The organism is Rhodoferax saidenbachensis (assembly GCF_031457975.1).
In the GTDB taxonomy this organism is placed as follows: Bacteria; Pseudomonadota; Gammaproteobacteria; order Burkholderiales; family Burkholderiaceae_C; genus Allorhodoferax; species Allorhodoferax saidenbachensis_A.
This window is the reverse complement of record NZ_JAVDXO010000009.1, coordinates 1-22,110: the sequence shown is the minus strand read 5'-3', so window position 1 is coordinate 22,110 and position 22,110 is coordinate 1. Positions and strand designations below refer to the sequence as shown.

Genomic DNA, 22,110 nt, shown 5'->3' with positions numbered 1-22,110 from the left:
CTCAGGCCTTCGCGATCGGAATGTAGATTTCCCCGCCCACCTTCTTGAACGCGTCGGACATCACATCCATGCCCGACTGCAGCGCCTGCTCCTCGCTCACACCCAGGTTCTTGGCGTACTCGCGCACCTCTTGCGTGATCTTCATGGAGCAAAACTTGGGGCCGCACATGCTGCAGAAATGCGCCACCTTGGCACCTTCGGCGGGCAGGGTTTCGTCGTGGAACTGCTTGGCAGTCTCCGGGTCCAGCGAGAGGTTGAACTGGTCCATCCAGCGGAACTCGAAGCGCGCCTTGGACAGCGCGTCATCACGCGCCCGCACACCCGGATGGCCCTTGGCCACGTCGGCCACGTGGGCGGCAATCTTGTAGGTGATGATGCCGACCTTCACGTCTTCGCGGTCCGGCAGGCCCAGGTGTTCCTTGGGCGTGACGTAGCACAGCATGGCCGTGCCGAACCAGCCAATCATGGCGGCGCCAATGCCGCTGGTGATGTGGTCGTAGCCCGGCGCGATGTCGGTGGTCAGAGGGCCGAGCGTGTAGAACGGGGCCTCACCGCAGTGCTTGAGCTGCTCGGTCATGTTGGCCTGCACCATGTGCATGGGTACGTGGCCGGGGCCTTCGATCATCACCTGTACGTCCTGCTGCCAGGCCTTGTGCGTGAGTTCACCCAGCGTGCGCAGTTCGGCAAACTGGGCTTCGTCGTTCGCATCCGCGCCGCTGCCAGGACGCAGGCCGTCGCCCAGCGAGTAGCTCACGTCGTACGCCTTCATGATCTCCGTCATCTCGTCGAAGTGCGTGTAGAGGAAGTTCTCTTTGTGGTGGGCAATGCACCACTTGGCCATGATGGAGCCGCCGCGCGACACGATGCCCGTCACGCGGTTGGCCGTCAGATGGATAAAAGGCAGACGCACGCCAGCGTGCACGGTGAAATAGTCCACGCCCTGCTCGGCCTGCTCGATCAGCGTATCGCGGAAGATTTCCCAGGTCAGGTCTTCGGCAATGCCGCCCACCTTTTCCAGCGCCTGGTAAATCGGCACGGTGCCAATGGGCACGGGGCTGTTGCGCACGATCCAGTCGCGCGTGGTGTGGATGTTTTTGCCGGTGGACAAATCCATGACGGTGTCTGCGCCCCAGCGGATGGACCAGACCAGTTTTTCCACTTCTTCCTCGATGCTGGACGTGACCGCCGAGTTGCCAATGTTGGCATTGATCTTGACCAGGAAGTTGCGGCCGATAGCCATGGGTTCCAGCTCGGTGTGGTTGATGTTGGCGGGAATGATGGCGCGGCCACGGGCCACTTCATCGCGCACAAACTCGGGCGTCACCACCTTGGGGATGCTGGCGCCAAAACTGTTGCCCGCCAGGCGCGCTTCGCGCTCGGCATTGCCCAGGTACTGCGCCTGCCATTCCAGGTTCTGGTTCTCGCGCAGGGCCACGTACTCCATCTCGGGGGTGACGATGCCTTTGCGGGCGTAGTGCATCTGCGTCACGTTGGCGCCGCTGCCCACACCGCCTTTTGCTCGGCGTGGCTGGCGTTGCAGGCCGGCGGCCTGGGCACGCAGGGCGGCCAGCGCATCAGTCTCGCCATTTTTCAGGCCATCGTCCAAGGCAAAAGGCGGGCGACCCACGTACAACTCGGTATCACCCCGACCATCCACCCAACCCTGGCGCACCAGCGGCAGGCCCTGGCGCACGTCGATATCGGCGCGCGGGTCGGTGTAGGGGCCGGAGGTGTCGTAGACGGTGATGGCTTCGCCGTTGCTCTGCATGATTTCGCGCAGCGGCACCTGGATGTCAGGGCGGCTGCCTTGCAAATAGCGTTTGGTGGAGGCGGGAAGCGGTTCGCGCGTGAGGCGAATGAACTGGGCGAGTTTGTCGGGTGCGTTCACGGGATATCTCCGGTTAAGACCCGAAGACAGAAAAGACACCTGCCCCGCAAACTGATGAGAAAAGACGCCGCCCGGACGGCATTCGGCCGTCGGCTGCGCTGCACTTCTTACGCTGGTATGAACCAGATCAAGTTCGCGGGTTCGGTATCCATCTCAGCGCAACCATTGCGCACCCCGGGCAGGGCGGAGTGTACGCCAAGTCACACGCCACCCACCAAGGCGTTGGCTCAAGGGCGTGGCATTTTGTCGCTCAGGGCTTTGATGAACCTCGGGTCTAACTCACGTGCACGTGGCGTCTTTTCGGCCAGCAGAATCTTCTCCCAGGCCTCCCGGTACCGTTCGACCGCGAAGTAGCTGATCGCCCAGTTCTGCAGATTCAATGTGTGATTGGGCGCTTTGGCGTGGATACGCGCGAACTCCAGCCAAACCGCCTCCAAGTCGGATTCACTTTCAGAAAGTTCGGCCTTGTTGCGTGCATAGTCCGCTTGGAAATCAATATCTTGGGACATTGTTCTCGCGGCCTCTTCAAACAGCGCACGCCCCGAGGCAATACGCTCTTTGCTCATCTCCATCGCGGCCATGCCCCACAGGGCAGATCCATTCTCCGGGTTGAGCAGCCAGGCCTGATTGAAGCGGCGCATGGCGTCATCCTGCTGGCCTCTACGGTACAGCGTCCATCCCCGCGCGGCGACCTCTTCCGCAGCCTTCGCTCGGTCGTTATCGAACATCTTGTCCATGCCCGCGAGGAAGTCGGCATCTGCCGCAAGCTGCGCGGCATTTTTGGTTTGCCCGCCGTATTTGGGCTGCAGATTGATTTGCGCATGCGACCACAGGCTGACCACGCACAGCAGAGCGCACACCAGCATATTTTTGTATTTCATCGTCCCCTCTCCTTCACACTTTGTTGATAAACCGCTTCTCCCGCTCATACGGAAACACATCATGCACATAGCCCGCCGCAATGCGCTCTTTCTGCGTCTGCCAGAACACGGGGTCCAGCAGGTTGGCGTGGTACTGCAGGAAGACCTCGCGCACCAGCGGGTTGCCCAATAGAAAGGGCGCGAAGGTTTCGGGGAACACGTCGTGCGGGCCGACGCGGTACCAGATCTCGCCGGACATTTCCTCCTCTTCGTTGCGCGGTTCGGGCACCTTGCGGAAGTGGCAGTCGGTCAGGTATTCGATTTCGTCGTAGTCGTAGAACACGACCTTGCTGTTGCGCGTGATGCCGAAGTTCTTCCACAGCATGTCGCCCGGAAAAATGTTGGCCGCCACCATGTCCTTGATGGCGTAGCCGTAGTCGATGACGGCGCGAGTGATTTGCTCGCGGGCGCGCAGCGCGGCCGGGCTGGTGTTGGCAGGGTCGGCGCCGCCGGCGTCAAACGCTTCCTGCAGGAACATATTGAGCGGGATCATGCGCCGCTCGATGTAGAGGTGCTGGATGATGACCTCGGTCTGGCCATCGCCATCGCGGTCGCTGATTTCGATCTGGCTGGGCGCGAACTGCTGCAGCTCGGCGATCAGTTCGTCGCTGAAGCGCGCGCGCGGAAACGCCACCTCGCTGTAGTCCAGCGTATCCGCCATGCGGCCCACGCGGTCGTGCAGCTTGACCAGTTGGTACTTGCCCTCGACCTGCGCTCGCGTGGTGTCTTTCTGGTGCGGAAAGTGGTCCTTGATGACCTTGAAGACATAGGGGTAGCTGGGCAGATCAAACACCAGCATCACCATGCCCTTGATGCCCGCGGCGATGCGAAATTTGTCGGTGCTGTGCTGCAGGTGGTGCAGAAAGTCACGGTAAAACAGGGTCTTGCCCTGCTTGGCCAGCCCCAGCGCGTTGTACAGCTCGTTGCGGGGTTTGCGCGGCATCATGCTGCACAGAAACTGCACATAGGCGCTCGGGATCTCCATGTCCACCATGAAGTAGGCGCGCGCAAAGCTGAACAGGCGCAGCAGGTCGTCTTCGCCAAACAGCGCCGCGTCGATGCGCAGCTTGCCGTTTGGGCCATGCAGTACGGGCAGTGCAAAGCCGTGTTCGTAGAACCCGTTGATGAGCTTGCCGATGATGTAGCAGCCCTTGTTGCGAAAGAACAGGTTGGACAGCACCTGCACCTGAAAGTTGGCGCGCAACTTCACCTCGCCCAACTGCCTGCGCATCACCTCCATCACCCGCAGAGCATCGCGCTCCAGGTCTTCAAAGGGCACGCGCAGGTCGAAGTCTTGCACCATGCGAACCAGCTGGGCCTGCACGTCGTCCTGTGTGGGGTAGTAGCACAGGTAGCTCGGGCGGTAGTTGGGCCGCACGGAAGACACCAGGTTCTCGATGTACTCGGTGCTGACGGCCGGGCGCACAAAGATGAAGTCGTTGTGGAAGTAACTGTGGTGCAGGATCTTGGTGGTGACCGAGTTGAAAAAAGTCTCGGCCAGCTCGGGCTGGTGGTGGTTCACCAGCAGGCCGATGTAGTGCAGCTTGATCTGTTGCCACACGTCCATGCTTTGCTCGCCGGCCTTGAATTCGCGCTCCAGCCGCTTGGAGCACTCCTTCACGCGCAGGTCGTAAAACTCGATGCGCTCGCGCTGGGCCCGCTGCTGGCCGTGCCAGTCGGCCGTCTCAAAGCGGTGTTTGGCGCGCGCGCTCTCGGTGCGGAACAGCTGGTAGTGGCGGTTGAAGCCATCCATCATCGCCCGGGCAATGTCGGGGGCGAGCGGGGAATCCAGGCGGGTGGGGAACATGGCGACCAGCAGATACTATGCTTTTGATAGCTGCTCGTGCATATTCCGCGGGGGCTAGAGGCTTATTTATCTTGGATTTCGGGGCATCAGGCGCACACCGGATACGGCCTCGCGGTACAACGCTTCCAAGTCGTCCTGGCGCGTCACCGTCATGTGCAAATCCTGCACCAGGCCGTCGTGCACGCCATACACCCAACCGTGCAGCGTCACATCTTGCTGGGCCGCCCAGGCGTCTTGCAGCACCGTGCTTTGCGCCACATTCACCACCTGCTCAATCACGTTCAGCTCGCACAGGGCGGCGGCCTTGCCGTGGTCAGGGATCAGGTCCATCACGTCGCGGTGGCGATCCCGCACGTCCTGGATGTGGCGCAGCCAGTTGTCGGCCAGGCCGATGCGCGCGCCTTCCAGCGCGGCCTGCACGCCAGAGCAGCCATAGTGGCCCACCACCATCACATGCTTGACCTTGAGCCGCTCCACAGCGAACTGGATGGTCGACAGCGCGTTCAGGTCGGAGTGCACCACCACGTTGGCCACGTTGCGGTGAACAAAAATCTCACCCGGCGCCAGGCCAATGATTTCGTTGGCGGGCACGCGGCTGTCGGAGCAACCTATCCACATGTACTTGGGCTTTTGCTGGTTGGCCAGCCCGGTGAAGAAACCGGGGCGGGTGCGCTCCATCTCGGCGGCCCATTCGCGGTTGCGGGAAAAAAGGTCGTTGAGTTTGTCAGTCATACCCGCCATTATTTCTTAAGTGAGATGCGAACATTCCAGTCCAGAAGTCCGTACCGGGCACGTTCCTGCAAATCGTCCAGTGCGTTGAACTCGCAAGGCTGCTTGCTGTCCATGTGCGCGGAGGTGCAGACAAAGGATTTGGGATTGCCCAGCTGCCACATGCCCTGGGCGTTGCGGGCGTCCCCGGTGAAAAACAGGCCGCGCGGCGTGTTCATCGGGTCGGGCTGGGTCGGCAGGGGTTTGAGCAGGTTGCGCCCCGCATTCACATAGCTGCCGTCAATCCCCGCCAGCGGGAACAGGGTGCTGAACATGTCGCGGTGGCTGGCCGGCTGGGTGAGCTGGTTGCCACACTGCAACTTGTCGCCCCAGATCACAAAGGGCACCTGGCGCATGAGGTAGCGACGCTGCGCGTCGGCGTACACACCGAAGGAGCGCACATTGTGGTCCCCCGTTGCGGCGATGATGGTGTTGTCCTTGAACGGACCTTTCTGGATATCTTGCACAAAAGCGCCCAACAGATCGTGGGCGTAGCGATAGGTGTCCAGGTTGGGCACCAGGGTGGCCTCGCTGGTTTCACCCTTCCACTGCTTCATGTCCAGCGGCACGCGTTGGTAGTCCTTGGGCAGGTCGTAGGGCGGGTGGTTGGTGGACGTGAGCACAAACACGAACAGCGGCCGGTCCTTGGGCTGCGCGGCCATTCGCTTTTCCAGGTATTTGTAAACATAACTGTCCCACACGCCCCACAGGCCCACCACGGCATCGGGGTAGGTCTCTTTGAGGTTGTTGGCGTCAATGACTTCGTCAAAACCTTGAATCTTGAGCACGCGATTCAGGTCGCGCCAACCGGAGCGGGCCGAGGTGACAAACAGCGTGTCGTAGCCTGCGCGTTTGGCCACCTGCGCCACGGACCACGGCAGCGGCTTGCGGCCCGCATCCCCCATGGTGAGCGGCGTGATGGGCGTGGAGAACAGGATGGCTTCCAGCGACGGGTGGGTGCCCGGCTGGGCCGATTCGAAGTTGGAGAAGTGGCAGGCCTTGCTGGGATCCGTCAGCGTAGGTGCCATGCGGCCCAGCACATCGAAGGTCGGGCTCTGGTACAGCATAGGCTCGGCGCTCCACGACTCCATCAGGAAGAACACCAGATTCTTCTTGGGCGCGCTGGCGGGCAGCGGGTCGTGCTGGTAGAGCGCGGCTTTCACCTCGGCCTCGGAGCCATGCGGCAGGCCCAGCGCCTGGGCGGCGGCCTGGGCCGAGGGGAAGCCCATGGCCTTCAGGCCGACCAGCGGGTCGGACAGGTTTTGCGATTCGCGCCGGCTGTCCCACGCGTATTTGAGCGCGATGACGCCGTTGGGCACCATGTCGTTGAGGAACTGCGAGGTGGTCACCGTCAAGTGCTGGCGCTGCAACGCCATCTCGCGGATGGTGCCCTTGCCCGCAAACACCAGCGCGAAAAATGCAACAACAATGGTCACTATCTTGACCACCGCATGGCGGGTATGCAGTAGCGTGTCGGGCTGCACCCGCCCCACCAGTGCGCGGTGCAGCGCCACCGCGCCCCAGGTGAGCGCAGCCGCCAGCAGCAGAGTCCAGATGACGGGGAAGTCGTGCCAGATGGTTTGCAGCACGGCGTTGGTGTCGTCTTCAACGATGCCGAACACCAGGGAATCGATAGGGGTCTTGTAGAAGCCGAAGTAATGCAGGTTGACCAGCGACAGCATCACATAGAGCAGCGCCAGCCCGGTCACGATGCGCCCATGCACCTTGCCGGAGACCCAGGGCAACAGCAGCAACAGTAGGAAACCTGCGATGGCGCTGACCTTCAGGTCAAAGCGAAAGCCCTGCAGCGCAACCGCGGCAAGATCACTGCTTGATGCCTGATAGCCCGCGGGCCAGAAATAGGCCAGTTGCCCCCACCGAATCAGGCTCATCGCCACGACGAGTGGCACAACAAGCACCCAGGCGCGCAGCAGACCGCGCAGGATGCTGTGAAGAAGAGTTGTCAGGGTGCGGGCAATGGCAGGGCTCATAGCCCTACATTGTCTCCGCGAACAGCTCCCGGCCAATCAGCATGCGGCGAATCTCCGAGGTGCCAGCCCCGATTTCATAGAGCTTGGCGTCGCGCCACAGGCGGCCCAGCGGGTATTCGTTGATGTAGCCATTGCCACCGAAGATCTGCACACCCTCGCCCGCCATCCAGGTGGCCTTCTCGGCCGTCCACAAAATGACGGAGGCGCAATCTTTGCGGACCTGACGCACGTGCTCCACACCCAGCAGGTCCAGGTTTTTGGCCACGGTGTAGGCAAACGCACGGCCGGCCTGCAGCACGGTGTACATGTCTGCAACCTTGCCCTGGATCAGCTGGAATTCGCCAATGCTCTGGCCGAACTGCTTGCGGTCGTGGATGTAGGGCACAACGTTGTCCATCACCGACTGCATGATGCCCAGCGGGCCGCCGGTCAACACGGCGCGTTCGTAGTCCAGGCCGCTCATCAGCACCTTGGCGCCGCCATTGACCGCGCCCAGCACATTGGCGTGCGGCACTTCCACGTTGTTGAACACCAGCTCACCGGTGTGGCTGCCGCGCATGCCCAGCTTGTCGAGCTTTTGCGCAATGCTGAAGCCCTTCATGCCCTTTTCGATCAAAAAGGCGGTGACACCGCGTGCACCCAGCTCGGGTTCGCTCTTGGCGTAGACGACCAGTGTGTCGGCGTCGGGGCCGTTGGTGATCCACATCTTGTTGCCGTTGAGCAGGTAGTAGCCGCCCTTGTCTTCTGCCTTGAGCTTCATGGAGAGCACGTCGGAGCCAGCGCCGGGTTCGCTCATCGCCAATGCGCCCACGTGTTCACCGCTGATCAGCTTGGGCAGGTATTTGGCGCGTTGTGCGTCCGTGCCGTTGCGCTTGATCTGGTTCACACACAGGTTGCTGTGCGCGCCGTAGCTCAGCCCCACGGAGGCGCTGGCACGGGAGATTTCTTCCATGGCGATCATATGGGCCAGGTAGCCCATGTTGGCGCCGCCGTATTCTTCACCCACGGTGATGCCGAGCACGCCCAGATCGCCCATCTTGCGCCATAGGTCCATCGGGAACTGGTCGGTCTTGTCGATCTCGGCCGCGCGAGGGGCGATCTCGGCTTGGGCGAATTCGCGCACGGCGTCGCGCAGGGCGTCAATGTCTTCGCCAAGTTGGAAGTTGAGTCCGGGTAGGTTGTTCATGGGGTGTCTCCTCGTTTTGGTATGGGGGGTTGCCGCTCAGGCGGCTTTCTTGGTGGCGGCCTTGGCGACTGTCTTGGCTGCAGGCTTGCCGACCCGGGCTTCGCTGGCGGCAAGCAGGGCACGGGCCTCGCGCTGGTGCACCTTGATCTCGTCCAGGTTGGACTGCAGCTCGGCCATCTGCTCCTCTACCTGCTTGCGGTGCACGGCCAGCACGTCCAAAAACTTCTTGAGCTGTGCGCCGGTGTCGCGCGGGCTGTCGTACATCTCGATGATGTCGCGCGCCTCGGTGAGCGACAGGCCCAGGCGCTTGGCGCGCAGGGTGAGCTTCAGGCGGGTACGATCACGCCCACTGTACACGCGGTTGCGCCCGCCAGGGCCGGTGCGCTCGGGTTGCAGCAGGCCCAAATCCTCATAAAACCGGATGGCACGGGTGGTCAGGTCAAACTCGCGGGCCAGATCGCTGATGCTGTAGGTGGTGCTCATGGGCGGTAATAGAGGCGACAGACGGGCGGGTTGGGCCTGTCTACAATGCCTCGATGATTGACGTTTACGTAAACGTCAATTATGAAGCAAAACGATTGAGGCTTATGAACGACCTGGAACAACGCCTGCACTACCCCCTGGGCGACGCCCTGCCCGAGAGCGGGCGTTGCATCGAAGTGGCGTCCGGCGTGAAGTGGATCCGCATGGCGCTGCCGTTTGCGCTGAACCACATCAACCTCTGGCTGCTGCGCGACGAGATCGACGGCGTGGCGGGCTGGAGCGTGGTGGACACCTGCATCCACCGCGACGAAGCCAAGGCGCAATGGGAAGAGGTCTTCACCCACGAGCTGGAGGGACTGCCCATCCTGCGCGTCATCGCCACGCATATGCACCCCGACCACATTGGCCTGGCGCACTGGCTGTGCCAGCGTTGGAATGCCCCGCTGTGGATCAGCGGGCTGGACTACCAGGTGGCGCGCCTGGCCTGCCTCGCGCCGACCAGCTTTGGTGGTGCGCGAACAGCCGCCTTCTTCGCTCAGCATGGCCTCCACGATGCCGAGACCCAGAGCAAGCTGCTGAACCGGCGTGACTACTTCACCACCCTGGTGCCTTCGGTGCCCGACGACTACCACCGCCTGCTGGACGGCCAGACGCTGCGCATTGGCGCCCACGCCTGGCGCTGCATCAGCGGCTACGGCCATGCGCCGGAACACATGGCGCTGTACTGCGAAGGCCTGAACGTGCTCATCGGCGGTGACATGATGCTGCCGCGCATCTCCACCAATGTGAGCGTCTATGAGTCCGAGCCCGAGGCCGATGCGCTGGCCCTGTTCCTGGGCTCCATCGACAAGTTCCGTTCCCTGCCCGCGTCCACGCTGGTGCTGCCGGCACACGGCAAGCCCTTCACGGGCCTGCACGAACGCATCCAGCAGCTGCACGACCACCACCGCGCCCACCTGGACAAGGTGCTGGAGGCTTGCCGCCAACAGCCTAGCAGTGCGGCTGACATCATTCCCGTTCTGTTCACCCGTGCCATGGACTTTCACCAGACCACCTTTGCGCTGGGCGAGGCCGTTGCCCACCTGCACGCGCTCTGGCACGCAGGGCAGCTACAGCGCACGCGGGGCGCGGATGGCGTGCTGCGCTTTGCCGCCACCCCAGGCTAGCCGCACACCGCCGGTCAGTTACAAAACCGGAACGCTGCAGGACACCCCACAGTAGCCCGTGGGGGCGCACCGATCGCCGCTACAGTGGGCCCATGCTACGCACCCACCATTTGCTGTTTTACGCCTCCTTGCTGCTCTCGCGTCTGGCCGATCAGATCTTGCTGTTTTTGGTGCCGCTGGTGGTGTACCAGCAGACCGGCAGCGCATCGTGGACCGGGATTGCATTTTTTGTGGAAACGCTCACGCGTTTTGTCGCCTTCCCCGTCTGTGGAGTGCTGAGCGACCGGCACCCGCCCATGCGCCTGCTGCGCCAAAGCCAGGCCTTGCGGGCACTGAGCTGTGCGGCCGGGCTGGCAGCAGGCTTTACCCTGAATGGGCAGGCCGCGCTGGTGGCACTGGTGCTGGTGTCAGCCGCCTGCGGTGTGTTCACCACCCAGGGCGTGATGGCGCGTGAGGTGCTGCTGCCGCACATCTTTCCCGGTGAGCGGTTTGAAAGGGTGTTGGCCCACGCCCAGATTGCCGACCAACTGGGCATGGTGGCTGGCCCGGCGGTGGCTGCCGCGGCCTTGGCGCTGTGGCCTTGGCAAGGCGTGCTGGGCTGCAGTGCGCTGTTGTTTCTGCTGGCCGACGTTGGGCTGGCCTGGTGGCAGCGCCAGCACACCGGCACCCTGCCCCAGGGCCGCAGCACGCAGGGGGAGAGCTGGTGGGTACCGCTGCGCACCGCACTGCGCCACATCGTGCAACTGCCTGGCCTCAAACCGCTGATTGCGCTGGCGGCCGGTGTGAACCTGGTGGTGGGCGTGACGCAGGCCACCGCTGCGGCGATGGTGACCGGCCTGCTAGCCCAAAGCGATGGGGTGTATGCCCAGCTGCAAACCGCGGGCGCTATGGTCACCGTGCTGGTGCTCGCCTGGGTGGCCCGCGTGCACTGGCGCGGCCACACGCTGGGCGTGTGGTCCTACACCCTGTTGCTGGCGGGTGGGCTCATGACGGCCTGGGCTGTGCACCCCATGGTGTACGCGTTGGGGTTTTTGCTGGTCATCGGCTTCGACAAGATGTTCAGCGTCTACATCCGCGCCGGGCGCCAACGCATCATTCCGCCGCAAGACTTTGGAAAAACCAGCGGCGTGGTCGTGCTGCTCAATAACCTGACCCAGCCCCTGGCCGGCCTGGCCGTGGGCCTGGGTGCCCAGGGAGCCGATGCGCGCGGCGTGATTACTGTGCTGGTAGTCGGAATGGGGTTGATCGGCGGGGCCGTGCTGTGGATTGGGCGGGCCACTGCAAGCCCAAAGCAAATCAGCTAAGGTTTGCTCTCTTTCACCGGAGCGCTTTGCATGATTGACCTGTACTACTGGACCACGCCCAACGGCCACAAGATCACCCTATTTTTGGAAGAGGCCGGCCTGCCCTACCAGCTACACACCATCAACATCGGCCGCGGCGAGCAGTTCGCCCCCGAGTTTCTGGCCATCGCACCCAACAACCGCATTCCCGCCATCGTGGACCAGGCTCCCAGCGACGGAGGCGCACCGATTCCGTTGTTTGAGTCCGGCGCCATCCTGCTCTACCTGGCCGACAAGATTGGCCGCTTTGTGCCGCAGGACCTGCGCGAGCGCAATGTGGCACTGCAATGGTTGTTCTGGCAAATGGGCGGCCTGGGCCCCATGGCCGGGCAAAACCACCACTTCTCGCAGTACGCACCCGAAAAACTGCCCTACGCCATCGAGCGCTACACCAAGGAAACATCGCGCCTCTACGGCGTGCTGAACAAACACCTGAGCGATGGCCGCGAGTACATTGCCGGCGAATACAGCATTGCCGACATGGCCAGCTACCCCTGGGTGGTGCCTTACGAGCGTCAGGGCCAGAAACTGGAAGACTTCCCCCACCTGGCCGCCTGGTTTGCCCGCGTGGCGGCGCGCCCCGCGACGGTCAAGGCGTATGCGATAGCGGAAGGCATCCGCAATCCGGGCATGGACGAGGCGGCCAAGAAGATCCTGTTTGGGCAGGATGCGAGCACCGTCAGATAAGAAATCAGCCTCCAGCCCCCATGGAATCTGCGCGAGCAGCTCCTGATTTCATAGCAATCATCACCACTTCGGAATCGCCGGGTCCTTGAGGCTGCCGCGCAGCTCCGCGTAGTCGGGCACCACCGAGCGCACGGTGTCCCAGAAGCGGGGGCTGTGGTCCATCACGCGCAGGTGGCTCAGCTCATGGGCCACCACGTAGTCGATGACGGCCTGGCGGAAGTGGATGAGGCGCCAGTTCAGGCGGATGGAGCCGTCGCTCTTCGCGCTGCCCCAGCGGGTGCCGGCGTTGCTCAGGCTCATCTTGGCCCAGCGCACCTGCAGCTGCGGCGCAAAGTGGTCCAGCCGTTGCACAAAGTTGGCCTTGGCCTGGCGCATGAGCCAGGCCTGTACCGCATCGCGGATCTGCGCCTCCGTGGCGGTGTGCGGCAGGGCAATGCGCAGGGTGGTGACGCCGTCGTCCCGTGCTGCCTCGTCCAGCTGCGCGCCCTTGGCGGTAAAGCCGTGGGCACCGTCCAGTGCGATGCGGATGGAATTGCCAAGGTAGGGAATGACCGCCCCTTCCTGCCACACCACCTGGGCATGTTCCTGGCGAGTCTGGCGCTCACGCGTCTCGTCCAGCTTGCGCAGAATCCAGCCGGCCTTTTCCTGCAGTGCAGCGTCCACCTCGTAGAGCGGTGTCCAGCGTGGCGCACGCACGCTCAGGCCGTCGGGCCCCACGACAAAACCGATGGTGCGGCGCTTGCCACGCGCAAAGGCGTAGGCCACCACAGCGCCGTCCAGCCGCACCTCGCGGTTGGCCTTGGGGTGGGCGTAGTTGACCGGGGCGATGGCGTTGTGCAGCGGCTGCCCAGCCACAAAGGGCTGGCTAGGCAGCGGATTTGCTACCTTTTTAGGAGCTTCTGGCGCACTATCGACGGGGGCTACAGCCCCAAAAGGCTCAAAGAGATCGAGGGTATAGCGTAGCAATGGGTGCATGGCGCTGGGTGGGCCGCACAGGTGTTAACGCTGGGGCGCGTAGGCCTCAGGATCCAGGCGGCGCATCTCACCTTCGATCCAGGCCTGCACCTCTTCCATCAGCTCTTTGGGCTCGCGCCCTTCGCTGGGGATGGGCTTGCCAATCGACACCTCCACCACACCAGGCGTCTTGATAAAGGCCTTGCGTGGCCAGCACTTGGCAGACGTGACGGCAACGGGAATCACCGGCGCGCCCGTGGCCACGGCCAGGCGGGTGCCACCCAGCTTGTAGGTACCGGTCTGGCCGCGTGGGATGCGCGTGCCTTCGGGAAACATGATGACCCAGATGCCTTGCGCCAGCAGGCGCTTGCCCTGCTCCACCACCTTGGCAAACGATTCGTTGCGCTGGCTGCGGTCGATGTGGACCATGTCCAGCCGGCCCATAGCCCAACCGAAGAACGGCACGTAGAGCAACTCCTTTTTGAACACATAGGCCAGCGGGTGTGGCATCAGCGTGGGCATCAAAAAGGTCTCGAAGGTGGACTGGTGCTTGACCAACAGGATCGCAGGCGCCGTGTCGCCCGTGGGCAGGTTCTCCCAGCCAATCACGTGGGTGCGGATGCCCAACAGCACGCGCGCGCCACCAATGGCCCAGCCCAGCCAGCGCACCGCCATCCACCACAGCGGCTTGCCGCGCACGCGGATGGACGCGACCAGCATGATGATGGCCCAAGGCATCACCGTGACCAGCATCCACAACATATGCAGGCAGGAGCGCAGCACCGCCATCAGCCAGTTGGGGCGTTTCTGCGCGGGCACGCCGGAGATGGGGGGCATGCCGCTCATGCCTGCGCCACCAGGTGGTCGGCAAAGGCGGGCAGGTCGTCGTGCACGATGGTGCCCGCCGGAAAACTGTCGGGCAGCTCGCGCCCCTTGTAGGCGGCGGCCTTGCCGGTCAGCACCAGGTGCGGCACGCAGCCCACGGCGGCACCGGCAATCAGGTCGCGCGCCGAATCGCCCACGGCAGGCATGCCGCGCAGGTCCACCCCAAAGCGCTCGCCAATCTGCTCAAACAAACCGGGCTCAGGCTTGCGGCAGTGGCAGTTGTCATCAGGTGCGTGCGGGCAGTAAAAAATCGCATCCACTCGCCCACCCACCGCGGCCAGCATGGTGTGCATCTTGGCGTGCATGGCGTTCAGCGCCACCACATCAAACAACCCGCGGCCCAGGCCGCTCTGGTTGGTGGCCACCACCACATGCCAGCCCGCGTGGTTGAGCTTGGCAATGGCTTCGAGCGCGCCGGGCAGTGGCCGCCATTCGTGGGGCGATTTGACGAACTCCGCACTGTCGATGTTGATGGTGCCGTCGCGGTCGAGGATGCAGAGTTTCATGGTGCGTTGCGCCTGGGTTATGCCGCCAGCTTGGACAGGTCGGCCACGCGGTTCATCGCGGCGTGCAGGGTGGCCAGCAGGCCCAGGCGGTTGGCCTTGAGCGCGGGGTCTTCGGCATTCACCATGACGCCGTCGAAGAATGCATCGACCGGTGCCTTGAGCGCGGCCAGTGCTTGCAAATTTCCGGCGTAATTGCCTGCAGCCCACGCTGAATCTGCGGTAGGCGCTACGGTTTTGAGAGCATCTGCCAATGCAATTTCGGCGGGCTCTACGAGCAACGTGGGATTGATAGCCGTAGGAACTTCGCCTTCGACCTTCTTGAGGATGTTGCCCACGCGCTTGTTGGCAGCAGCCAATGCTGGAGCTTCTGGTAATACAGCGAAAGCACGCACCGCAGCGAGGCGTTTCGCCACATCACCCAGACGTTGGGGGCGCAAAGCCAGCACGGCATCGATTTCTTGCGCGCTGTAGCCTTGTTCGCGCAGCGAGCCAGCGAGGCGTTCGTAAATGAACTCTTTCAGTTGTTGAATGTTGTATCCAAAAGCCTCAAACTCTTCTGGTTTCCATTTAACTTTGATCGGATCGAGCGCGCGGCCCCCTGCGGCAACGATCCAGTTCAAGTCCAAGGCGATTTCCGTTTCCACCAGCATACGCACCACACCCAGCGCATGGCGGCGCAGCGCGAACGGATCCTTATCACCCGTCGGCAAGTTGCCGATACCAAACATGCCCACCAGCGTTTCCAACTTGTCAGCCAGCGCCACCACCACGCCCACATCGTTGCGCGGCAAGGTGTCGCCCGCAAAACGCGGCTTGTAGTGGTCTTCAATCGCATGGGCCACGGCTTCGGGCAAACCATCGTTGAGCGCGTAGTAGCCACCCATGATGCCCTGCAGCTCTGGGAACTCACCCACCATGTCGGTCACCAAATCGGTCTTGGCCAGTTGCGCAGCTTGGTCGGCTTGCGCCACCAAGGTCGCATCGCCCAGCTGCGCCGCAATCGCCTTGGCGATCGCACGCACGCGCTCCACGCGCTCGCCCTGTGTGCCGAGCTTGTTGTGGTACACCACTTTGCCCAGACCTTCGACGCGCGAAGCCAGCGTCTTCTTGCGGTCCTGGTCAAAGAAAAACTTGGCGTCAGCCAGGCGCGGGCGCACCACGCGTTCGTTGCCGCCGATCACAAAGCTTGTGTCTTCAGGGCTGATGTTGCTCACCACCAAAAACTTGTTGGTCAGCTTATTTGTAGCGTCCAGCAGCGGGAAGTACTTCTGGTTGGCCTTCATGGTCAGGATCAGACACTCCTGCGGCACGTCCAGAAACTGGGTTTCAAACTCGCAGATCAGCACATTGGGCCGCTCCACCAGCGCAGTCACTTCGTCCAGCAGCGCGTCGTCGTCAATCGGCTTGCAACCACCGCCTACCTTGGCTGCAGCGGCAGCCAGCTGGCGCACGATCTCAGCGCGACGGTCAGCAAAGCTGGCGATCACGGCGCCGTCCATGGCCAGGATGGCTGCGTAGCCGTCGGCATCCGGAATCACCACAGGCGACACGGCTGCTTCGAAACGGTGGCCTTGTGTGCTGTTGCCAGCGTTGAGGCCCAGAGCTTGCACGGGCACCACATCCGTACCATGCAGCGCAATGAGGCTGTGCGCGGGGCGTACAAAGCTCACGCTGCTCCAACCTGGCAATTCACAGCCCGACTCCAGTTGGTAGGTCATGACCTTGGGAATGGGCAGCTTGGCAATCGCGTCCAGCAGCGCCTTTTGCAGGCCCTCAGTCAGCGTGGCGCCTTTGACGGTGCTCTCAAAGAACAGGGCTTCTGCCTTGCCATCGGGCGCGCGCTTGAGGCCTACCACGGCAGACGCATCGGCACCCAGTGCTTGCAGTTTCTTCAACAGTGCGGGCGTTGCGTTGCCGGATGCATCCAGACCCACGGCTACGGGCATCAGCTTTTGTGAGACTGCTTTGTCCGCAGCTTGCGCAGCCACGGCAGTGACATGCACAGCCAAACGGCGCGGCGAGGCAAAGTGGGTGACCGCCGCATCAGCAGCGGCCAAGCCTTGGGATTTCAGCGAGTCCGCCAACACGGACGAAAACGCCTCGCCCAGCTTCTTCAAGGCCTTGGGCGGCAGCTCTTCGACAAACAGTTCAACGAGCAGGTTTTGGGTAGTCATCGTCATTGCTCTCACGCGGCCTTCTTCGTCATCTGTTCCACCCATTCACGCGGCGCCATGGGGAAGCCCAGGCGCTCACGGCTCTCGTAATAACTCTGCGCCACACTGCGCGCCAGGTTGCGAATCCGGCCGATGTAGGCAGCGCGCTCCGTCACGCTGATGGCGCCACGCGCGTCCAGCAGGTTAAAACTGTGCGCGGCCTTGAGCACCTGCTCGTAGGCGGGCAGGGCCAGCTGGGCCTCGATCAAATGCTTGGCCTGTTTTTCGTGCGCGGTGAACGCGGTGAACAGGAAGTCGGCGTCGCTGTGTTCGAAGTTGTAGGTCGACTGCTCCACCTCGTTTTGTTTGTACACGTCGCCGTAGCTCAGGCCATCGGTCCATTGCAGGTTGTAGACGTTGTCCACGCCCTGCAGGTACATGGCCAGGCGCTCCAGGCCGTAGGTGATCTCGCCCGTGGCGGGCTTGCAATCAATGCCGCCCACCTGCTGGAAGTAGGTGAATTGCGTGACTTCCATGCCGTTGAGCCAGACTTCCCAGCCTAGGCCCCAGGCGCCCAGCGTGGGGTTTTCCCAGTCGTCTTCCACAAAGCGGATGTCGTTTTTTTTCAGGTCAAAGCCCAGCGCCTCGAGCGAGCCGAGGTACAGCTCCAAGATGTTGCTGGGTGCTGGCTTCAGCACCACCTGGTACTGGTAGTAGTGCTGCAGGCGGTTGGGGTTCTCGCCATAACGACCGTCCTTGGGGCGGCGGCTGGGCTGTACGTAAGCGGCTTTCCACGGCTCGGGGCCGATGGCGCGCAGGAAGGTGGCGGTGTGCGAGGTACCGGCGCCCACTTCCATGTCATAGGGTTGCAACAGGGCGCAGCCCCGGTCAGCCCAGTAGGACTGCAGTTTCAAAATGATTTGCTGAAAAGTAAGCATGGTGCGTGGGCTGGTGCGCGGCGGGTGCCGGGCAAGAACGTTCGTTCGAGTAAACCCCGCATTTTACGGGGCTGCAGGCCCTCAGCGCGTGCGACGACCCAAGCGCCAGGCGGCCGCAATCAACAGCAGGCACACCACCCACAAAGGCCACAGCCCGAAGCGCGCCGCCCACCAGGCAAATGGGGTCACGCCGGTGCGCCCCTGCACCTCGCCCACCAGCACCCCGCGGGTCAGGCGCGGCAGCGCTTGTTGCACCACCGCCTGGTAGTCCAGGATGGCCGTGGCGCCCGTGTTGGTGGCGCGCACAAACGGGCGCTGGAACTCCAGTGCCCGGGCGCGCGAAATGTTCAGGTGCTGGTCCAGCGCAATTGAGTCGTTGAACCAGCCCAGGTTGCTCACATTGGCAAACACTGTGGGGGCCAGCGCTGCGTCCGTGAACCGACTGGCCAACTCTTCCCCATACAAGTCTTCATAGCAAATATTGGGCGCCACGCGCTCACCGGCCACGGGCAGGGACGGTTGGCCCAGCGGCCCGCGGTTGAAGTCTCCCAGCGGGATGTTCATCATGCGGGTGAACCACTTGAACAGCGGAGGAATGAACTCGCCAAACGGCACCAGGTGGTGCTTGTCATAGCGCCAGGGCTCTTTCTGGCCCGGCGCCAAGGCCAGCACCGAGTTGGTATAGCCCTGCGTGTAGCTGCCCAGCGGGATACCGATGATGGCGGTCGACTTGCCGTGAACAAAGTGCTGCTCCAGCGCAGACCAATAGCCCTCAGGCAGTTGCTGCGGCAGCAGCGGCACGGCCGTTTCGGGCGCCACCACCAGCGCAGTGTTGCTCTGCTGCAGTTGCTCGGCATACCACTGCAGGGCCAGCGGCACGCCGCTGCCCGGCTCAAACTTCTCGTCCTGCGGGATGTTGCCTTGCAGCAGGGTCACGCTGAGCGTGCCGCTGGGTTGGGTCCAGGTGTTCCACGCTGGCGGAGCCAGCAAGGGAAACACCAACACGCAGGCAGCCAAACCGAAACTCACCACGCCGCGGCGCAAGACCAGCAGTGCGATGGAGGCTGCACCCCAGGCCGCCAGCAGACCTACACCGTAGCTCCCCACCCACGGCAGGTACCAGGCCAAGGGGCCGTCCAGGTGCGCATAGCCCACCGCGCCCCAGCCAAAGCCGGTGAGCCAAGTGCCTCGGGCCAGCTCAGCCGCCGTCCACAGGGCGGCAAAGCACAACGCGGCCACCATCGGCCGCACATGGTGCCAGCGCCAGAACGCCCAGGCTGCCATGGCGTAGTACAAGCCCAATGCCGCGGCCAGCGCCACGATGGCGATCACCCCCAGCAGCGCCGGCAGGCCGCCATAGGTGTGCAGGGCAATGAACAACCACCAGAACGTGGTGCTGAGCCACACGGTGACAAACCACCAGGCGCGCCCTGCGGCGATGCCTGCGGTCGGGGCCCGCAGCAAGGCAAGCACCAGCACCGACTGGGCCAGCAACTGCAGCCACCAGAGCGTGGCGCCTTGAGTAAAAAATACGCCGAATGGCCAACTAGCCCCCGCCGATTGTGCGCAAGCAGCTATGAAAAGCGTAGCAAACAGGAGTGGGGACCTGGGCGCGACCTGCGCCCGGGCGAACATGACAGACCGCGTGCTCACGCCTCAGCGTGGTTGGGCGTGGGCGACACCTTGAACCACTTCACCGCACCGCCCTTGGTGTGCAGCACGACAAAGTCCAGGCCGCCCAGCGTATGGCGCTCACCGCGCTTGGGCACGTGGCCCATCTCGTGGGCGATCAGACCGCCAATGGTGTCAAAGTGGTCTTCGGGGTCGGAACCCGCCAGGGTGACCGAGAAGGCGTCGTTCACGCGCTCCAGTGGCGTGTCGCCACTGACGCGGTAGGTGCGGTCGGCCAAGGCAAAAATGTCGCCTTCGTCTTCGGGAATGTCAAACTCGTCCTCGATCTCGCCGACGATTTGCTCCAGCACATCCTCAATCGTGATCAGCCCAGCCACTCGGCCAAACTCGTCGATCACGATGGCCAGGTGGTTGCGGTTGCCACGGAAGTCGCGTAGCAGGTCGTTCAGCCCTTTGGACTCGGGCACAAACACTGCGGGGCGCAACAGGGCGCGGATGTTCAGCTCCGGCGCGCGTTGCAGCTTGAGCAGATCCTTGGCCATCAGGATGCCAATGATGTTTTCGCGCTCGCCATCAAACACCGGAAAGCGTGAGTGCGCCGTGTCGATCACCATGTGCAGCAGCGCGTCCAGAGGCTCCTGGATGTTGAGCAGGTCCATACGGGTGGCGGGCACCATCACATCGCCGGCCGTCATGTCCGCCATGCGGATCACACCTTCGAGCATCACCCTCGACTCGGCACCAATGATGTTGTTGTCTTCCGCCTCGGCCAGCGTCTCGATCAGCTCGGCCGTGGAGTCCGGGCCCGGGTGGATGAATTCGGCCAGTTTCTGAAGGAAGGTGCGTTTGTCCTCTTTATCGGACAAACGCGCGGGATGGGGGTCGGACACTCGTGTGGGGCAGAAACTGCCGTGGTTGCGGAGCGCTAAGGATAGCGGATTTGCGTGTCAGGGCGAACTGCGCTGGTTGGCGTCGATCACGCTGCGGCGGATTTCCTGGATGTCGGCCAGAAAACTCCAGAAGCTTTTGGCCTGCGACTTGAGCCGGTAGTCCGTCTGCGCGATCTGCTCTTCAATCATTTCTGTCATGCGCGAGTCCAGCGTTGCAGGTGGCAGACGCAGGTAGGCCTCGGACTCGGAGCCATCGCGCTCGACCCTTGCGCCAGCGTTGCGGGCAATCTTGAGCATGGCGGCATTCTCGGTCAGCGCGTGGATGAACATCAGGCTCACACCGTCGTTGCTCGCGTGCATGGCTGCGCGGTCAAACAGGCGCGCACCGTAACCACGCCCGCGTGCGCCGGGGAGTACGGAAACACCAAACTCGGCGCAACTGTCATAACGCTGGTCCTTGGCATAGGCCAAATGCGCCACGGCAATCAGCTCCAACTTGCGGTTGTAAATGCCAAAGATTTCGTCGCGCTCAAAATCCAACGCGTCCACGTACTGCTGGATTTGCTCATCCCGTGTCCACTGGCCGAAGCGCAGGTAGCGGTCTTGCGGCTCCAAAGCCAGCAGATGCCGGGCAATGCGCCCACGGTGGTTTTCGCCCAGCGAACGGATAGGCACCAGCGCGGGGGTGGCCCGAGGCGTGCCGGTGTCGTCAGATTCCGAAGGCGGGCGCAAAAACTCGCGGCCAGCCTCCAATGAAGCTCTGATCAGACTCTTTGTATCAACCATGGCGCTAATGTAAGGGTTTTCCCTAGTATTTTCACCTCAATCGTGTAAAGCCCGTTGACCCAGCTGCAACAGAAAAGTCCTACCTCGCCGATACACTCGGGCTCAACCACCATTTATGACCGCAGCCGACACCATTCGCCACGCCCTGGACCGGGTTGCTGCCCTGCGCAGCGAGGCCGCAGGTGACGCCCGCTTGCTGCAAGGCCTGAAGGCCGTCAAACGGCTGCAGGCACGACGTTTTGCGGGCACCTATGGCGATTTACTGGCCACCAAGGCCTTCGCCGCCCCCACCCACTTCTTCCTGCATGAGTTGTACAGCGAACGCGATTTCTCGGATCGGGACCAACAGTTTGCGCGCATCGCTGGCGCATTGCAGACTTTCTTCCCTGCCCAGGTCGTGTCTACGGCCGTGGCATTGGCAGAATTGCACGCCCAGACCGAGGTGCTTGACCTGGCGATGGCACAGGCTTGGTGTGCGTTGGATGGCAACGACGTGCCAAGGTATATCAACGCGTGGCGCTCCGTGGGATCTTTGGCAATTCGCCAAGCGCAGCTGCAAGCGGTATTGGACATTGGCGCACAGCTAGACCGGTTGACACGCACCCCAGGCCTGCGCATGACCTTGCGCATGATGCGCGGCCCCGCCAAAGTGGCAGGGCTGGCTTCGCTGCAAGCGTTTCTGGAAGCGGGTTTTGACACTTTCGCTGGCATGGGCGGGAAAGGCGCGCAAGCGCGTGAGTTCTTGAACACCATCGCACAGCGCGAAACTCATTGGATAGAGGCCTTGTTCAACGCGCCCGTTGTCGCCTGCGAGACGGAATTGCACCAGTGCCTAGGAAAAGCCCTGTGAACTCCTGCTGCCCGCGTCGGCACAATGGTTTGAACAGGAGTACCCATGGAAAAAATCTGGCTGAAGAGCTACCCCGACGACGTCCCCCACGACATTGACGTCTCCCCTTTCAAATCGCTGACCCATCTGCTGGAAGAGTCCTTCCGGCGCAACGCCAAAAATCCGTTTTCCGTCTGCATGGACTGTTGATTTCCGTTGAAAACTGATCCACTGGGGGTGCGGACAAAATCTTGGACTACTTGGAGGTAGTTCATGTATTCGTACGAAGACCGAATCC

Annotated in this window: 20 protein-coding genes and 1 riboswitch; of the genes, 5 read left to right on the top strand and 15 right to left on the bottom strand. The window is 62.7% G+C overall.

What is annotated here, in order from left to right:
• Position 1: 1 nt before the first annotated feature.
• From thiC to J2X15_RS16710, 7 genes are all read right to left on the bottom strand, one after another.
• Complete coding sequence (gene thiC / locus J2X15_RS16740; RefSeq protein WP_310344869.1) at positions 2-1,888, bottom strand: phosphomethylpyrimidine synthase ThiC; 1,887 nt, start codon at positions 1,886-1,888, stop codon at positions 2-4.
• Positions 1,889-1,974: 86 nt separating this feature from the next.
• A riboswitch (TPP riboswitch) is annotated at positions 1,975-2,075 on the bottom strand.
• Between the two features lie 40 nt (positions 2,076-2,115).
• The gene (locus J2X15_RS16735; protein WP_310344867.1) at positions 2,116-2,769 is read right to left on the bottom strand and encodes a hypothetical protein; all 654 of its coding nucleotides are present in this window, start codon (positions 2,767-2,769) and stop codon (positions 2,116-2,118) included.
• A 13-nt stretch (positions 2,770-2,782) separates the two neighbouring features.
• A complete protein-coding gene (gene aceK / locus J2X15_RS16730; protein WP_310344865.1) occupies positions 2,783-4,615 on the bottom strand; it encodes a bifunctional isocitrate dehydrogenase kinase/phosphatase in 1,833 nt (610 codons plus the stop codon).
• Between the two features lie 66 nt (positions 4,616-4,681).
• A complete protein-coding gene (can, locus tag J2X15_RS16725) occupies positions 4,682-5,347 on the bottom strand; it encodes a carbonate dehydratase (protein WP_310344863.1) in 666 nt (221 codons plus the stop codon).
• An 8-nt stretch (positions 5,348-5,355) separates the two neighbouring features.
• Positions 5,356-7,374: an LTA synthase family protein gene (locus J2X15_RS16720; RefSeq protein WP_310344861.1), complete on the bottom strand. Its 2,019-nt coding sequence runs from the start codon at positions 7,372-7,374 to the stop codon at positions 5,356-5,358.
• A gap of 4 nt (positions 7,375-7,378) precedes the next feature.
• The gene (locus J2X15_RS16715) at positions 7,379-8,560 is read right to left on the bottom strand and encodes an isovaleryl-CoA dehydrogenase (protein WP_310344859.1); all 1,182 of its coding nucleotides are present in this window, start codon (positions 8,558-8,560) and stop codon (positions 7,379-7,381) included.
• 36 nt (positions 8,561-8,596) lie between these two features.
• Positions 8,597-9,043, bottom strand: coding sequence for a MerR family transcriptional regulator (locus J2X15_RS16710; protein ID WP_310344857.1), 447 nt, complete (start codon positions 9,041-9,043; stop codon positions 8,597-8,599).
• Between the two features lie 104 nt (positions 9,044-9,147).
• On the opposite strand from J2X15_RS16710, the gene J2X15_RS16705 reads away from it, so the two are divergent.
• From J2X15_RS16705 to J2X15_RS16695, 3 genes are all read left to right on the top strand, one after another.
• Entirely contained in the window at positions 9,148-10,209 is a 1,062-nt protein-coding gene (locus tag J2X15_RS16705; RefSeq protein WP_310344856.1) for an MBL fold metallo-hydrolase, read from the top strand.
• A gap of 92 nt (positions 10,210-10,301) precedes the next feature.
• Positions 10,302-11,513, top strand: a complete 1,212-nt coding sequence (locus tag J2X15_RS16700; RefSeq protein WP_310344854.1) for an MFS transporter — start codon at positions 10,302-10,304, stop codon at positions 11,511-11,513.
• A gap of 30 nt (positions 11,514-11,543) precedes the next feature.
• Positions 11,544-12,239 (top strand): glutathione binding-like protein, encoded by a 696-nt coding sequence (locus tag J2X15_RS16695; RefSeq protein WP_310344853.1) that lies wholly within the window; start codon positions 11,544-11,546, stop codon positions 12,237-12,239.
• A gap of 60 nt (positions 12,240-12,299) precedes the next feature.
• Here J2X15_RS16695 and J2X15_RS16690 read toward each other — a convergent pair whose 3' ends face one another.
• The 8 genes from J2X15_RS16690 to J2X15_RS16655 form a co-directional block, all read right to left on the bottom strand.
• Positions 12,300-13,214, bottom strand: a complete 915-nt coding sequence (locus J2X15_RS16690) for a M48 family metallopeptidase (RefSeq protein WP_310344851.1) — start codon at positions 13,212-13,214, stop codon at positions 12,300-12,302.
• A gap of 24 nt (positions 13,215-13,238) precedes the next feature.
• The gene (locus J2X15_RS16685) at positions 13,239-13,982 is read right to left on the bottom strand and encodes a lysophospholipid acyltransferase family protein (RefSeq protein ID WP_310345223.1); all 744 of its coding nucleotides are present in this window, start codon (positions 13,980-13,982) and stop codon (positions 13,239-13,241) included.
• A 53-nt stretch (positions 13,983-14,035) separates the two neighbouring features.
• Positions 14,036-14,584, bottom strand: coding sequence for a D-glycero-beta-D-manno-heptose 1,7-bisphosphate 7-phosphatase (gene gmhB / locus J2X15_RS16680; protein ID WP_310344850.1), 549 nt, complete (start codon positions 14,582-14,584; stop codon positions 14,036-14,038).
• 17 nt (positions 14,585-14,601) lie between these two features.
• On the bottom strand, positions 14,602-16,758 hold the full coding sequence (gene glyS, locus J2X15_RS16675) for a glycine--tRNA ligase subunit beta (protein ID WP_310344848.1): 2,157 nt from the start codon (positions 16,756-16,758) through the stop codon (positions 14,602-14,604).
• Positions 16,759-16,769: 11 nt separating this feature from the next.
• Positions 16,770-17,675, bottom strand: a complete 906-nt coding sequence (gene glyQ, locus J2X15_RS16670) for a glycine--tRNA ligase subunit alpha (protein WP_310344847.1) — start codon at positions 17,673-17,675, stop codon at positions 16,770-16,772.
• 81 nt (positions 17,676-17,756) lie between these two features.
• The gene (gene lnt / locus J2X15_RS16665) at positions 17,757-19,328 is read right to left on the bottom strand and encodes an apolipoprotein N-acyltransferase (RefSeq protein ID WP_310344845.1); all 1,572 of its coding nucleotides are present in this window, start codon (positions 19,326-19,328) and stop codon (positions 17,757-17,759) included.
• The gene (locus tag J2X15_RS16660) at positions 19,325-20,197 is read right to left on the bottom strand and encodes an HlyC/CorC family transporter (RefSeq protein ID WP_310344843.1); all 873 of its coding nucleotides are present in this window, start codon (positions 20,195-20,197) and stop codon (positions 19,325-19,327) included. Before J2X15_RS16660 ends, lnt begins: the two co-directional genes overlap by 4 nt.
• Before the next feature lie 57 nt (positions 20,198-20,254).
• On the bottom strand, positions 20,255-20,983 hold the full coding sequence (locus tag J2X15_RS16655; protein ID WP_310344841.1) for a GNAT family N-acetyltransferase: 729 nt from the start codon (positions 20,981-20,983) through the stop codon (positions 20,255-20,257).
• Between the two features lie 115 nt (positions 20,984-21,098).
• Between J2X15_RS16655 and J2X15_RS16650 the strand changes: the two genes are divergently transcribed.
• Both J2X15_RS16650 and J2X15_RS16645 read left to right on the top strand, forming a co-directional pair.
• Positions 21,099-21,833: an FFLEELY motif protein gene (locus J2X15_RS16650; protein ID WP_310344839.1), complete on the top strand. Its 735-nt coding sequence runs from the start codon at positions 21,099-21,101 to the stop codon at positions 21,831-21,833.
• Between the two features lie 45 nt (positions 21,834-21,878).
• On the top strand, positions 21,879-22,022 hold the full coding sequence (locus tag J2X15_RS16645; RefSeq protein ID WP_310345246.1) for a hypothetical protein: 144 nt from the start codon (positions 21,879-21,881) through the stop codon (positions 22,020-22,022).
• Positions 22,023-22,110 lie beyond the last annotated feature (88 nt).